The following is a 13,032-nucleotide window of genomic DNA, read 5'->3' on the forward strand; positions in this document are numbered from 1 at the left end:
CCCGCGTACGCCACACTGAACGGTGAACGGTGAACGCATCAAGATCACCTCGGTCAACTACCAACGAGTGAAGTAACGAATGATCATCGAAGAGACCAACAGCAGCGTCAGCAGCATCCTGCAGGACACGTTCCGGCCGATACCTGATCAAGTACGCCGCATGCTGGGGTTGCTCGACAACGACGAGCAGTTCGCGTGGCAGATCTGGTGGTGTCCCGACGACGCCGACTGGATGTTCAACCCCGAACAGGCTGAGGAGCAGTACGGCAACTCGTACCTCCAGGCCGGCGGCACCGCGGAGAAGATGAGCGTCGAACTCCGCCGACGTGAGGACGACGGCGAGTACCGCTTCTACATCGTCGGCCGTGACCACGACCTCGCGGAACCGCTCACGGAGACCATCGACGTGCAGGCTGCGCACGAGCCGCGGCACCCGTCAGAGCTCTTCACGGCCGACCAGGCAGCGCCGGTCTTCATGCACTACGTCGAACACCAGACGGTCCCCGACGGCTACACGCTCCGTCTCATCGCCGACATGTGAGCGGTGGCGGCCCCGCCGCCGGGTGTCCGCGACCCTGTTCCGGACTGGAGGCTCGGTGCCAGCTGGCGCCGAGCCTCCAGGCTGACCAGATGGAGACCTGGCTCAGGCGGACTGCGCCGGGTGGCTGGCGAGGACCTTGCCGAGCAGGCCGATGAGGGCCGTGCGCTCGTCGGGGGAGAGCGCGGTCAGGAGCTCCGCCTGAACCGCCTGCGCGTGGTCCAGGAGCTCTGACGACCTGGCTCGGCCTGCTGTCGTGATGGTGACGACGTTCCGCCGCCGGTCCTCCGGGTCCGGCTGCCGGCTCGCGAACCCGTCGGTCTCGAGGCGGACGACGATGCCGTTGACGTTGTTCCGGTCGAGACCGAGGATCCGCCCGATGTCGGCCTGGCTGAGCGGGCCGTTCTCCTCGAGGAGGGACAGGACCGCGAAGTCGGACCGCGCTTCGAGCGGCATCCTGGCGCCCGTCAGACGCGCCCCGATCGTCGCGACACGGCCGGCCTGCCAGCTCACCAGGGTCCGGAGTGCCTCGGGGGGCGTCGGTGCATCAGGCATGGCAGCACGATACCAGTTGGCTCGACCAACGATCAGTGCTACCGCTGGTAAAACCAACATTGGTCTAACCAAGGAGTTCTGCCATGAACGAAGCACCCTCCACCCACGACCTCTCCGGCCGCCGCGTCCTCGTGCCCGGCGGCACCGGGGGCGTCGGCGAAGGCATCGTTCGCGCCTACCTCGAAGCGGGCGCCGACGTCGTCGTGCCCACCCGGTCCGAGGCGCGCGGAGCCGAGCTGCGCGCTGCTCTCGGCGTTGTCGGGACGTCCCCGTTGCTACATCTGCCCACGCACGACTACACGTCCTTTGCCGGTGCTGAGGCACTCGGTCGCGAGATGACCGAGCGGATGGGTGGCATCGACGACGTCATCGTGCCCGTGGGCGGCTGGTGGCAGGGCGGGCCGCTGACCAACATCAGTGAGGGCGACTGGGCCGCTGCCTTCACCGGGCTCGCCACGGTGCACATGGCGGTGGCGCGGTCGATCGTTCCTCGGCTCAGCGGCCTCGGCGCGTACACGGTGATCGTCGGTCAGTCAGCGGAGTTCCCGGTGCCCAACAGCGGGCTGGTGAGCATGGAGCAGGCTGCGGTGCTCATGATGCAGCGCGTTCTGGCCGCGGAGTCGCCGGAGAAGCGCATCCACGCGCTCGTGCTCGGGCCTGTCCGGACACGGTTCGTCGAGGGCGATCCGGAGTGGGTCTCCGCGGCCGAGGTCGGCGCGGTCTCGATCGCGCTGTCTCTTGCGACCGAGGTCAGCAGCCGGACCGTGCCCCTCGGGTCGGCCGCCGAGGCTCGTGCGACGGTCGAAGCCCTCGTGCCCGCGCGCTGACCGCTCGGTCCGCGATGGACGTGCCCGCTACCGGCTGAGCTCGTCCTCGACGAACGTCGGACGGCTGAGTGTGACCGCCGGGATCGCTGCCGCGAGCGTGACGGCGAGGAGGAAGAGCAGCGGCAGCGTCCAGCCGCCACTGGCGTCGTGGAGCAGCCCGACCAGCAGCGGGCCGAGGGCGCCGAGCGCGTACGCGGTGCCCTGGGCGAAGCCGCTCAAGGCGACGGTTCCGCCGTGTGTCCGGGTGCGGACGTTGATGAGCACCAGGCAGACCGGGAACAGGATCGAGCCGCAGCCGATCAGGAGCACCCAGAGCAGGGTGAGCGGCGCTGGCGCGAGCAGCAGGCCGAGGTACCCGAGTGCGAAGCTCAGGACGCCGGCGGCGATCAACCAGCCGACGTTCCGGAGTCGGGGCACGAGCAGGGGAGCGATGAGAGCGCCGGGGACACTGATCACGCCGGTGACGGCGAGGAGCACGCCCGCTTCGGTCGGCGTCGATCCGGCGACGTCCTGCAGGATCTCGGGCAGCCAGGCGAAGGCCGCGTAGGTGCAGATCGCGCTCGAGGAGAAGAGCGCGGTGATTGACAGCGCAGCGCGTGATCGCCACAGGCGGGTGACGACCTCGGTGGGTGCGGCGCTGACGAGACCGGCGTCCGTACGGCGCAGTCGGCGCTGCTGCGCGAGGACGACGAGCCACGGGACGAGTGCTGCCGCCGAGGTCACTGCCCAGACGGCGAGCGAGGTCCTCCATCCGGCGTACTGCGCGATGGGCGCAGCCAGGGCAGCCGGCACGGCGGTGCTGACACCCACGATGCACGCGTAGACCGCGGTCAGCAGGGCCACTCGGTCGGGGAAGTAGCGGCGGACGACGGACGGCAGCAGCACGTTGCCGACTCCGGTCCCGGCGAAGGCCACGATGCTGCCGACGAGCAACATCGCGACGCCGGGTGCGAAGGCCCGGACGAGATGGCCGACGGTGATGAGGACCAGCGCGAGGACGATCCCGCCGTCGAGTCCGAGACGCCGTGCGACGCGCGGGGCCGTGAACCCCGAGGCGGCGAACAGCAGCGGCGGCAGGGTGCCGAGCAGGCCGACGTCGAGGTTCGAGACGGGGAAGTCGGCCCGGATGTCGCCGATGATCGGGGAGACTGCGGCGACCGCTTGGCGAAGGGTGAACGCCACGAGCACGATGCCCAGCAGCGCGGCCGTGCGACCTGCCCACAGTGGAAGGCGACGGCTCTCGAGCATCTGCCGAGTCTAGGGGTGAGGGTGCTTCGTCTCAGGGTTGCGGCTGCTGTTCGCGACCGCGTTCCGGCCTGGAGGCGCGGTGCCAGTCACGCGTCAGGTCAGCGCTGATGAGTGCGCTGTCTCCTCCGTGTCTCCCTGACGAACTTGGCGCCGAGGCCGGCCCCGATCACGACGACTGGGGTGCCGATACAGAAGGCGGCCGATGATGCCGTGGGCAAGCTGTAGGCGATCGCGAGCAGTGCTCCGAGTGCAGCGACGACGATCAGGATGTATAGCAGCCATGCACGCATGGGGATGCTCCTTCCGTGTACCGGATCAGAAGGGTCTGGACGAGCGGCTGCTCGGTGACAACCACCTTGTACCGAGTACGCAGAACGCGCAACGTGGAATACCGGTTGTTCAAGGCGCGGTCCGCCAGAGGGGTTCCGTCAGAACCCTTCAACTCGGCATCGTCCGCTCGTACGGTTCCAGGTGTGGATCACCGAGCAGAGGTACGCGACTACCTGACGTCGCGCCGAGGGCGCCTCACCCCGGCGCAGGCCGGGATCGAGCCGAGCGGAGGCCGTCGCCGTGTCGCGGGGCTGCGCCGCGACGAGGTCGCCCGACTGGCGGGCGTGAGCATCGACTACTACACCCGCCTCGAGCGGGGGAACCTCTCCGGTGTCTCCGATTCCGTCCTCGACGCGATCGCCCGGGCGCTGCAGCTGGATCGCGCCGAACACGATCACCTCCGCGACCTCGCGCGCACGGCGAACGAGGCGGGAGTCCGCTCGCGACCTCGCACATCGGTCGTGGAGTCGGTCCGGCCTGAGGTGCAGTGCCTGCTCGATGCGATCACGGGCGCCCCTGCGTTCGTCACGAACACGCGGATGGACATGGTCGCCGCGAACACGCTCGGCTTCGCGCTCTACTCCGAGATGTACCGGGGTGTCGACCGCCCGGCGAACCACTCGCGCTTCATCTTCCTGGACTCCCGCGCGCACGCCTTCTACCCCGACTGGGAGCGGGCAGCGAACGTGAACGTCGAGATCCTCCGGCGCGACGCGGGCCGCAACCCGCACGACACGAAGCTCGCGGCGCTCATCGGCGAGCTGTCGATGCGCAGCGACGACTTCCGCACCCGGTGGGCCGCGCACAACGTGCGACGCCACTACACCGGTCTGAAGCAGTTCCAGCACCCCGTGGTCGGCCTGCTCGAGCTCACCTTCCAGGTCAGCGAGCTGCAGGACGACCCCGGCCACTCGATGACCGTGTACCCGGCCGTCCCCGGCAGCGCCTCCGACGAGAAGATCCGGATGCTCGCCACCTGGGCCGCCACCGAGGACATCGCACGCCTCCCCGCCAGCACGGCGAACTGACTCCGCGCCACGCCCCCGCCGCCCGCGCGACGCCGCCCCGAGCCTCCGTAGGACCCATGTCATCCACTGCACCCGTGCGCCTCCCCGACCAGAGCGCTCCTGACGAACCCCGCGCCATGCCCTGGCTCGCCCTCGCGCTCCTCGCCACGATGGGGTTCGTCCTCGTGGCCGCCGAGACGATGCCCGCGGGCCTCCTGCCGGTCATCGCCGAGAGGATGAGGATCAGCGAGGGGACCGTCGGACAGTTCATCAGCGTCTGGGCGCTCGGCACGGTGATCGTGACGATCCCCGCGATCAGCATGACCCGCGGGTTCCGCCGCAAGCCGCTGATCCTCGTGACGATCGCGTGCCTCATCGCCGCGAACACCGTCACGGCCCTCTCCAGCGACGTCATCGTGTCGCTCGTGTCCCGGTTCTTCGCCGGTGCGTTCACCGGGGTCATCTGGGGGATGCTCGCCGCCTACGGTCGTCGGATCAGCCCGCGCGACCGCTCCGGGCTGGCGCTGTCGATCGTCTCGGTCGGCGCGCCGGTCGGCTTCGCCCTCGGCACGCCACTGGGCGCCTGGCTCGGGACGACGTTCGACTGGCGCTGGTCTTTCGGCGGGCTGAGCCTGATCGCGCTGGTCACCTTCGTGCTGATCGCCCTGTTCGTGCCGGACGCGCCCGGTCAGCCGAGGACCGCGGCGGGGAGCCTGCCGTTGACGCGCGTCTTCGCGATGCCCGGCGTCGCGATCGTCTGTGTGGTGATCTTCGTCTGGATGCTCGCGCACAACACGATCTACACCTACATCGCACCGTTCCTGCGCGACGGTGGCTCGGGCCTCGCCCCGGACATCGTGCTCCTGGTCTACGGCGTCTCCTCCGTCATCGGCATCGCGATCACCGCGGCCTGCATCGACCGCTGGCCGAGAGCGCTGCTGCACCTGAGCATCGCGGTGTTCGTCGTCGCGGGGCTGATCCTGCTGGTGGGTCGCGGAGTGCCAGCTCTCGTCCTGGTGGCGAGCGTGCTGTGGGGCATCACCTTCGGTGGAGCCTCCGCCCAGCTCCAGTCAGCGCTCAGTCGCTCCGGTCGCGAGAACTCGGACGTCGCGAACTCGTTCCTCCCCGTGGCGTTCAACCTCGCGATCTTCGCCGCCGGCGTGCTCGGCGCGGTGCTGCTCGAGCGCTTCGACGCCCTGGTGCTCGCGGTGCTGATGGCGGGACTAGGCGTGATCGCCCTGCTGATCACCCTCCGTGGCCGCCGGTCGGCGTTCGCGGCCGACCGGAACTGACCAGATCCGTGACTGGAGGCGCGGTGCCAGCTGGCACCGAGCCTCCAAGCGGTGCTCGTCATCGCCCCGGGTGTCCGACGGAGCCGCCAGCGGTCCTGACCGGACCACATGACGGACTGGAGGCCGTGCTCACCTGGTGAGCACGGCCTCCAGTCCGTTGGTGGCACGGCTGTCACCGTCACGCCCGTCGGCGGTCCCACCGCGACCGCCGGACTTGGAGCTCGACGGTGTCGTCGTCAGCGGCAGGAGGAACCGGTGTCGGCGATGTCGTTGACGGCGTGCTGCATCCCGCACACGAGGTGCTCGTACACCGCGGCGACCGGCGTGAGGAGGGTGCGGGCGATCTGGGACGGCAGGCCGGACGTGATCGACAGGCCGAGCAGGACGATGATCGCAGGTGCGACGAGCCAGGACCGGTACGCAGCCCTCGAGGCAGCCGGAGTGACTCCACCTGCCGACGGTTCGGGATCTCGTTCCATGGGTCCACACGACCATCCGCGTGGGGGTCACGGCATCAGTGCAGCTACGCACACCGGAAGGTGGGCTCAGGCGGGGACGACCTCCGCCTCGACGGTCCGGATGTGCGCGAGGACGTCGGAGGCTGCGGACACGGGACGGCGGGCGGCGATGTAGCCGTCCGGGCGGATGAGCACGACAGCGTCGTGCGCTGGCGCGTACCGGGATGCAGCATGGCCCTGCGAGTCCTCGATCGCTCCGGCGCCGATCCGGTGGACGTGCACGTCTGCGGGTGCGGCTTCGAGCGCACGCATGTCCTCGGGGTCGTCGGAGAGGACGAACACCGTCCAGTGGGGGCCGCGGAGGAGGTCGAAGGTCGATCCGGCGAAGCCGAGGCCCCGGAGACCCGTCGCGTACGGTGCGCGCACGGCGGGCTGGTCGTCGAGGGACAGACGGTTCGGGGCGTAGCGCAGGGACAGCCCGGTGGTGTCGTCACCGCCCATGCCGTCGAGTCCGCGGTCGACTCCTTCCGCGCCACCGGTCGCGCCGGCGCGGAACGTGTGCATCTTGTCCGTGCTCATCTCGAGGACGGAAGCGGCGATCGGTCGGCGCTCCAGTTCGTACGTGTCGAGGAGAGCGGGGTCCGCACCCTGGACGACTGCGGCGAGCTTCCACCCGAGGTTCCAGCTGTCCTGGATCCCGGTGTTCATGCCCTGCCCTCCCGCTGGCGAGTGCGCGTGGGCAGCATCGCCGGCCAGGAACACCCGCCCGACGCGGTACTGGTCCGCGAGACGGACGTTGGCGCGGTAGAGCGAGAGCCAGGTCGCTTCCTTGAGGGTCACCCGGTTCTTCCCGAGGTGGTCGTCGAGCAGCTGCTGGTACAGCTCGAGCGACGGTTGTTCCGCGTCGTCGCCGGCCTCGGTCGTCGACTGCCACTGCCAGAGGTCCGTCGTGGGGAGCGGGGTGAGGCCGATCATGCCGTGACTGGTCGGCAGGATGTATTGCCGCCCGTGGTCGAGTCCTTCGAGACGGACGTCGCCGAGGTACCAGCGATCGTGCATCGTGAACCCGTCGAAGGCCACGCCGAGCGCATGCCGGACCGTGCTCCTGCCTCCGTCCGCGCCGACGACCCATCGCGCGCGGATCGTCTCCGGGCCGTCCGGTCCGTCGACCAGCACGTCCACGAAGTCGGCCTGCTGGTCGATGCCGGTGGCGGCGGTGCCGAACTCGACATGGACACCGTCGAGCGCCAGGCGGTCCCGGAGCGGGCCCTCGACGTCGAACTCGCTGATCCAGAGGGTCTCCGGGTAGGCGGTCGTGGTCGGGTCGGACACCGGAACGGTGATGGGCTCTCGGTCGATCACCGTGCCGTCGTCGGTGATCATCCGGACCGGCAGCTTCGTGACACCACGCGTCAGGACCTCGTCGGCGACGCCGAGGTCGTCGAGCACCTCGAGACTCCGGGGTTGCAGGCCCTTCCCGCGCGAGGCGACGCTCGGCACGTCGAACCGCTCGATGACGCGGACGCGGGTTCCGCGCCGGGCGAGGTCGCAGGCGAGCGTGAGCCCCGTGGGGCCAGCGCCGACGATCACGACGTCCGTGATGGTGGTCGGGCTGGGGCTCGGGGTGGTGGGGGTGGTGTGCGGCATGACGCTGCCTTCCGGTTCGGAGCACGGGATTGTGCCGGAGTTTTCACACTACACCGTGTAGTTCCGAAACTCGATGGCTACAGTCGGGGTATGGCCGTTCCCACCCGTGCTCTCCGCCCGAGCTCCGAGCGGAAGCGGGCGGCGATGCTCGACGCTGCCCGGGACCGCTTCCTCGTGGACGGCTACGACCGCACGTCCGTCGATGCCGTCGCCGCACAGGCGGGCGTCTCCAAGCGGACGGTCTACGACCACTTCACGGACAAGGACGGCCTGTTCGCCAGCGTCGTGGAGCAGGCGTCCGCGGCGTTGATGTCGTCCGTCGAGGAAGCTGCCGACCAGGAGCTCCGCGTGGACCGCGACCTCACCACCGCGCTCCTGGCGTTCACACGACGGATCGCCACCGAGACGCTGCAGTCGTCCGACTACGCCGTCGTGAAGATGCTCCTCGAGTCGGGGCGGTCGGTCCCCGTGGCCGGGACGGACCTGGCACACGACCCCGAGCAGCTCATCGCGGACCGGTTCCGCGAGCTGGCCGACGCCGGCGTGATCCGCGCGGCGAACCCGCGTCGGGCCTCCGAGCACTTCACCGCCCTGACGTTCCTCCTCGCGCTGAACGCACCGGGACTCGACGCCGCTGCTGTCGACGCGGTCTTCGTCGACGGCGTGGACGCCTTCGTCCGCGCGTACGGCGCCGAGCGCGCGGCTCCGTGAACTGAGTGCTGTAGTCCGCTCAGAGCTCGTTGCGGACGATCGCCGCTCCCGCAGACAACGCGCCGAGCTTGTCGAGCGCGGCACCTCGCGCGAGGGGAGCCATCCCGCAGTTGGAGCTCGGGATGAGCTTGTCGGCGTCGACGAAGGCGAGGGCGCGGCGAAGCACCTCCGCGACCTCCTCCGGGGTCTCCACGGTCTCGGTGGCGACGTCGATCGCGCCGAGCATGACCTTCTTGCCGCGGATGAGTTCGACGAGGTCGAGCGGGACGTGGGAGTGGATGCACTCCAGCGAGACGATGTCGATGGACGACTGCTGCAGGAGTGGGAAGGACTGCTCGTACTGGCGCCACTCAGCGCCCAGCGTCTCCTTCCACTTGTTGTTGGCTTCGATCCCGTAGCCGTAACAGATGTGCACGGCGGTCTCGACGCGGAGCCCCTCGGCTGCGCGTTCGAGTGCGGCCACGCCCCAGTCCTGCACCTCGTTGTGGAAGACGGTGAAGGCGGGCTCGTCGAACTGGATGACGTCGACGCCGGCAGCTTCGAGTTCGCGCGCCTCCTGGTTGAGGATCGTGGCGAACTCCCACGCCAGCTTCTCGCGGCTCTTGTAGTGCTGATCCGACAGCGTGTCGATCATCGTCATCGGGCCGGGGAGCGCCCACTTGATCGGGCGGTCGGTCTGGGCGCGGAGGAACGCGGCGTCCTCGACGAACACGGGCACCCGGCGGCTGACGGCACCCACGACGGTCGGGACGGCAGCGTCGTACCGGTCACGGATCCGGACGGTCTCCTTGCGGTCGAGGTCGACGCCGTCGAGGTGCTCGATGAAGGTCGTGACGAAGTGCTGCCGGGTTTGCTCGCCGTCGCTGACGATGTCGATCCCGCGGCGCTCCTGCTCGTGGACGGCGGAACGGAGCGCGTCCTGCTTGCCCTCGGTCAGCGCTGCCCCCTGCAGCTGCCAGGGGGACCAGAGTCGCTCGGGCTCGGCGAGCCAGGACGGTTTCGGCAGGCTGCCGACGATGGAGGTGGGCAGGAGGGTGCTCATGCGGTTGGGGTTCCTGTCGAGTGGGGTGTCGGTCAGAGCGAAGGGACTGCGGCGCCGGCGGCCCACCGCTCGAGGAGTGCTCGGTGCGGGGTCACGAGGTGCTCCTCGGTGTACCGGCCCTGGGTGATCGCGAGGCGGCTCCGTTCCTCGCGGTCGTACGAGACGGACGGCGTCGAGTAGTCCTCGTGCGCGAGGCTCGGGCGGTAGGTGCTCGGCGCGGCCGTGTTCGCGTTGTAGATCTCCGGGCGGTAGATCTTCTGGAACGTCTCCATGGTGCTGATCGTGCCGATGAGCTGCAGGTCCGAGTAGTCGTTCGCCACGTCGCCGCGGGAGTAGAACGCGAGGGGCGCCTTCCCGCCGGCCGGCATGAAGTACCGCACCTGCATGCCCATCCGACCGAAGTAGTCGTCGGTGAGGGAGGAGTGTTCGTGCTCGTACTCCGCCCCGAGCACGGGGTGGACGAACCCCGACTGCCGGTACGTCTGGCTCGTGGAGATGCTGATGCACACGACGGGCTCGGCGCTGAAGTCCGAGCGGAACGCGGAGGACTCGAGGAAGCGCTGGAAGAGCTGCCCGTGGAGCTCGCCGAAGTCGGACGGGAGGCCTGCGGTCTTGTCGAGCGACGGCAGCAGGACGGCGAAGTCGTAGTCGCGGAGGTACGAGGAGAAGTTGTTCCCGAGGATCCCCTGGTGGCGCTCGCCGGTGTGCTGGTCGACGATCGCGACGTCGAGCATCTCGAGCAGGGGGAACTCGCCGGAGGATCCCTGGTCGACGAAGTGCGCGGTGACCGAGACGATGTCGAGCTCGACGCGGTACCGGGCGCCAGCCGTTGCCGCGAGCTCGTTGCAGCGCCGGTCGATCATGCCGATGGCCGTGCGGAGGTTCTGCTGGCGGTGCTCCCCGCGCGCCAGGTTGGCGAAGTTCGTGGTCAGCCGGGAGCTGTCCGCGGGGGAGTAGTCCTCGTCGAACCGCGTCCGCGTGATGCTGAAGCTCAGGTCATTCGCCATCCCCTGAGCATGACGGGCAGCGCGGGTCATCGGGTAATCCCCAGACGCTATGCGCTGGTATAGCCTGCGCCTATGGCCCGTGTCTCGAACGACATCACCCTGCAGCAGCTCCGGTACTTCATCGAGGTCGCGACGGAGGGCTCGATCAGCGCGGCAGCCGACCTGCTCTACGTCGCGCAACCGACGCTGTCCGCGGCGATGAAGGACCTCGAGACGCGGATCGGGCGCGCGCTGTTCGTCCGCTCGGCCCGGGGCGTCGTGCTCACCGTCGACGGCGTGGAGTTCCTCGGGTACGCCCGCCAGGTCGTCGAGCAGGTCTCCCTCCTCGAGCAGCGGTACGTCGGTGGGCAGCCGTCGCGTCGGTTGCTCGGGGTGTCCGCGCAGCACTACTCGTTCGCCGTCGAGGCCTTCGTCCGCATGGTCGAAGCGGCGGCTGCGGACGAGTACGAGTTCTCGCTCCGGGAGACGCGCACCTGGGACATCATCGAGGACGTCCGCACGCTGCGGAGCGAGGTGGGCATCCTCTACCGCAACGACTTCAACCGGCAGGTCCTCGGGAAGCTGCTGCGGGACGCCGGGGTCGTGTTCACCCCGCTGTTCATCGCGCAGCCGCACATCTTCGTGGCCCGGCGGAACCCGCTCGCGGCCCAGGAGCGCGCGACGCTCGCCGACCTCGCGGACCTCCCTCGGCTCACGTTCGACCAGGGCGCGAACAACTCCTTCTACCTGGCCGAGGAGATCCTGTCGACGATGTCCAGCAAGCGGGAGATCCGCGTCTCGGACCGGGCGACGATCTTCAACCTCATGATCGGCCTGGGCGGGTACACGATCTCGACCGGGCTGATCAGCGACGACCTCGATCCCGAGATCGTCGCCATCCCGCTCGACGTCGACGAACGCATCGAGATCGGCTGGATCGCCCACGCCTCCGTCCCGCTCACCGTGCAGGCGCAGACGTACCTGGACGAGCTGCGGGCCGTGGTCACCAGTTACGGCGTGGAGCCGCTGGGCTGAGCGGACCAGACACCGGACTGGAGGCTCGGGGCGGGCCCGCCACGAGCCTCCAGTCCGTCTGCGCTCGGCATGCGTCGAGCGGCGGCTGCGCCGCCGCTGCCAGGTCCGAGCAGTTACCCTGACCCGGCCAGGACCTCGGTCGTGAGCGACATCCCGAACCGCATGCGGAGGCTCAACGTGGACGATCGAACACGACGACGACGGTCCCGGACGGCGACGCGGGTGGTCGCCGGGCTGCTCGTCGCCCTCGTCGGCACCGTCGCGACCGGGTGCGCCTCGACGACGACCGCCGAGCGCGACCCCCTCGCCACGTGGAACGCCGCCGTGGCCGACCGGTCCAGTGCCCCGGCGAAGTGGGTCGCCGTGGGCGACTCCATCACCGAGGGGCAGGGCGCCACTGCCCGTCCCATGCGCTGGACGGACCTGACGCGCGACCGGCTCCGGACGCGCCACCCGACGTCGGGGACGCCCGGAGGCGTCGGCTACCTCCCCGCGCAGTTCGCGGTCTACGCGCCGGACTCGACCTGGGGCGACTGGGCGACGGCGAGCACCGGGACGAGCGAGTACGACGTGACCGTTCCCGACCTCGGCTACCGGTCGGTCGCCATGCAGGCGGGCGCGTCGCGGACCTACCCGTTCACGGGGACCGGGATCGACATCTGGTGGACGCGCTACCCCGGTTCCGGCGACTTCACCTACAGCATCGACGGCGCTGAGCCGCGGACGGTGACGACGACCGGGGAGTCCAGCACGGGGAACGTCACCAAGGTGGACGACCTCGAGCGGGGGCAGCACACCGTCACCGTCACTGCCATGGGGTCGTTCATGCTGCAGGGGTTCACGCTCTACGACGGCGACCGCGACAAGGGCATCCAGCTGTACGACTCCGCGCGCTCCGGGGCGACGATCACGACCTTCACGGCGGACCAGGCCGGGTTCCTGACGGCCATGCGCCGCGTCGGGCCGGACCTGATCACCGTCACGCTGGGCGGCAACGACGCGCAGCACATCACGCCCGCGGAGCTCGGGAGACAGTACCGGGCGTTCCTCGAGGCGCTCGCCGGACTCCCCACCAAGCCGTCGCTGCTCGTGATCGGCGAGTTCACGCCGGCCCCCGCGATGACGAACAACATGTCGGACCCCTGGTCGAGCTACCTCGCCGCGACGAAGAAGGCCGCTGCGAGGGCCGGGGCCGTGTACGTGAGCATGGACGACACCTTCCCGAAGGCCACGTACTCGGGCACCGGGATCTACTCGACGGACGGCCTGCACCCGAACGACACGGGGCAGCGGCGGATCGCGAAGCTCGTGCTGTCCACGCTCGCCGCGTACGAGGGGTGACTGCCTGACCGTCGT

Annotated in this window: 14 protein-coding genes; 7 read left to right on the forward strand and 7 right to left on the reverse strand. The window is 69.6% G+C overall.

What is annotated here, in order from left to right; genetic code table 11:
* Nucleotides 1–79: 79 nt before the first annotated feature.
* Complete coding sequence (locus tag BIU98_RS14080; protein WP_139200747.1) at nt 80–541, forward strand: hypothetical protein; 462 nt, start codon at nt 80–82, stop codon at nt 539–541.
* A 102-nt stretch (nt 542–643) separates the two neighbouring features.
* Here BIU98_RS14080 and BIU98_RS14085 read toward each other — a convergent pair whose 3' ends face one another.
* On the reverse strand, nt 644–1,093 hold the full coding sequence (locus BIU98_RS14085; protein ID WP_071277772.1) for a MarR family winged helix-turn-helix transcriptional regulator: 450 nt from the start codon (nt 1,091–1,093) through the stop codon (nt 644–646).
* Nucleotides 1,094–1,176: 83 nt separating this feature from the next.
* Here BIU98_RS14085 and BIU98_RS14090 point away from each other — a divergent pair, with 83 nt between their 5' ends.
* Nucleotides 1,177–1,920 carry an SDR family oxidoreductase gene (locus tag BIU98_RS14090; RefSeq protein ID WP_071277775.1) on the forward strand — a complete coding sequence of 248 codons (744 nt, stop codon included), beginning with the start codon at nt 1,177–1,179 and terminating at the stop codon, nt 1,918–1,920.
* A gap of 27 nt (nt 1,921–1,947) precedes the next feature.
* On the opposite strand, the gene BIU98_RS14095 is transcribed toward BIU98_RS14090, so the two are convergent.
* Together BIU98_RS14095 and BIU98_RS14100 are read right to left on the reverse strand one after the other, a co-directional pair.
* Nucleotides 1,948–3,168 carry an MFS transporter gene (locus BIU98_RS14095; RefSeq protein WP_071277779.1) on the reverse strand — a complete coding sequence of 407 codons (1,221 nt, stop codon included), beginning with the start codon at nt 3,166–3,168 and terminating at the stop codon, nt 1,948–1,950.
* 98 nt (nt 3,169–3,266) lie between these two features.
* The gene (locus tag BIU98_RS14100; protein WP_071277782.1) at nt 3,267–3,458 is read right to left on the reverse strand and encodes a hypothetical protein; all 192 of its coding nucleotides are present in this window, start codon (nt 3,456–3,458) and stop codon (nt 3,267–3,269) included.
* A gap of 183 nt (nt 3,459–3,641) precedes the next feature.
* On the opposite strand from BIU98_RS14100, the gene BIU98_RS14105 reads away from it, so the two are divergent.
* Nucleotides 3,642–4,526 (forward strand): helix-turn-helix transcriptional regulator, encoded by an 885-nt coding sequence (locus BIU98_RS14105; RefSeq protein ID WP_071277785.1) that lies wholly within the window; start codon nt 3,642–3,644, stop codon nt 4,524–4,526.
* Between the two features lie 56 nt (nt 4,527–4,582).
* Complete coding sequence (locus BIU98_RS14110) at nt 4,583–5,797, forward strand: MFS transporter (protein ID WP_071277788.1); 1,215 nt, start codon at nt 4,583–4,585, stop codon at nt 5,795–5,797.
* A gap of 236 nt (nt 5,798–6,033) precedes the next feature.
* Here the strand turns inward: BIU98_RS14110 and BIU98_RS14115 are convergent, their stop codons facing one another.
* Together BIU98_RS14115 and BIU98_RS14120 are read right to left on the reverse strand one after the other, a co-directional pair.
* A complete protein-coding gene (locus BIU98_RS14115) occupies nt 6,034–6,276 on the reverse strand; it encodes a hypothetical protein (protein ID WP_071277791.1) in 243 nt (80 codons plus the stop codon).
* A gap of 66 nt (nt 6,277–6,342) precedes the next feature.
* A complete protein-coding gene (locus BIU98_RS14120) occupies nt 6,343–7,902 on the reverse strand; it encodes an FAD-dependent oxidoreductase (RefSeq protein ID WP_071277795.1) in 1,560 nt (519 codons plus the stop codon).
* Nucleotides 7,903–7,992: 90 nt separating this feature from the next.
* Between BIU98_RS14120 and BIU98_RS14125 the strand changes: the two genes are divergently transcribed.
* Nucleotides 7,993–8,613: a TetR/AcrR family transcriptional regulator gene (locus tag BIU98_RS14125; protein WP_071277798.1), complete on the forward strand. Its 621-nt coding sequence runs from the start codon at nt 7,993–7,995 to the stop codon at nt 8,611–8,613.
* Nucleotides 8,614–8,632: 19 nt separating this feature from the next.
* Here the strand turns inward: BIU98_RS14125 and BIU98_RS14130 are convergent, their stop codons facing one another.
* Nucleotides 8,633–9,655 (reverse strand): methionine synthase, encoded by a 1,023-nt coding sequence (locus BIU98_RS14130; RefSeq protein ID WP_071278317.1) that lies wholly within the window; start codon nt 9,653–9,655, stop codon nt 8,633–8,635.
* Nucleotides 9,656–9,687: 32 nt separating this feature from the next.
* Nucleotides 9,688–10,662 (reverse strand): putative oxygenase MesX, encoded by a 975-nt coding sequence (locus tag BIU98_RS14135; protein ID WP_071277801.1) that lies wholly within the window; start codon nt 10,660–10,662, stop codon nt 9,688–9,690.
* Between the two features lie 72 nt (nt 10,663–10,734).
* Between BIU98_RS14135 and BIU98_RS14140 the strand changes: the two genes are divergently transcribed.
* Nucleotides 10,735–11,676: a LysR family transcriptional regulator gene (locus tag BIU98_RS14140; protein WP_071277803.1), complete on the forward strand. Its 942-nt coding sequence runs from the start codon at nt 10,735–10,737 to the stop codon at nt 11,674–11,676.
* Between the two features lie 141 nt (nt 11,677–11,817).
* The gene (locus BIU98_RS14145) at nt 11,818–13,017 is read left to right on the forward strand and encodes a GDSL-type esterase/lipase family protein (protein WP_139200748.1); all 1,200 of its coding nucleotides are present in this window, start codon (nt 11,818–11,820) and stop codon (nt 13,015–13,017) included.
* The last annotated feature ends 15 nt before the right edge of the window (nt 13,018–13,032 follow it).

It is taken from the genome of Curtobacterium sp. MMLR14_010, assembly GCF_001865015.1.
Taxonomy (GTDB): Bacteria; Actinomycetota; Actinomycetes; order Actinomycetales; family Microbacteriaceae; genus Curtobacterium.

What these genes read in the sequence shown, in the direction of transcription:
- BIU98_RS14080 (WP_139200747.1), top strand. Translation starts at nt 80, where the DNA reads ATGATCATCGAAGAGACCAACAGCAGCGTCAGCAGCATCCTGCAGGAC.
- BIU98_RS14085 (WP_071277772.1), bottom strand. Translation starts at nt 1,093, where the DNA reads ATGCCTGATGCACCGACGCCCCCCGAGGCACTCCGGACCCTGGTGAGC.
- BIU98_RS14090 (WP_071277775.1), top strand. Translation starts at nt 1,177, where the DNA reads ATGAACGAAGCACCCTCCACCCACGACCTCTCCGGCCGCCGCGTCCTC.
- BIU98_RS14095 (WP_071277779.1), bottom strand. Translation starts at nt 3,168, where the DNA reads ATGCTCGAGAGCCGTCGCCTTCCACTGTGGGCAGGTCGCACGGCCGCG.
- BIU98_RS14100 (WP_071277782.1), bottom strand. Translation starts at nt 3,458, where the DNA reads ATGCGTGCATGGCTGCTATACATCCTGATCGTCGTCGCTGCACTCGGA.
- BIU98_RS14110 (WP_071277788.1), top strand. Translation starts at nt 4,583, where the DNA reads ATGTCATCCACTGCACCCGTGCGCCTCCCCGACCAGAGCGCTCCTGAC.
- BIU98_RS14115 (WP_071277791.1), bottom strand. Translation starts at nt 6,276, where the DNA reads ATGGAACGAGATCCCGAACCGTCGGCAGGTGGAGTCACTCCGGCTGCC.
- BIU98_RS14120 (WP_071277795.1), bottom strand. Translation starts at nt 7,902, where the DNA reads ATGCCGCACACCACCCCCACCACCCCGAGCCCCAGCCCGACCACCATC.
- BIU98_RS14125 (WP_071277798.1), top strand. Translation starts at nt 7,993, where the DNA reads ATGGCCGTTCCCACCCGTGCTCTCCGCCCGAGCTCCGAGCGGAAGCGG.
- BIU98_RS14130 (WP_071278317.1), bottom strand. Translation starts at nt 9,655, where the DNA reads ATGAGCACCCTCCTGCCCACCTCCATCGTCGGCAGCCTGCCGAAACCG.
- BIU98_RS14135 (WP_071277801.1), bottom strand. Translation starts at nt 10,662, where the DNA reads ATGGCGAATGACCTGAGCTTCAGCATCACGCGGACGCGGTTCGACGAG.
- BIU98_RS14140 (WP_071277803.1), top strand. Translation starts at nt 10,735, where the DNA reads ATGGCCCGTGTCTCGAACGACATCACCCTGCAGCAGCTCCGGTACTTC.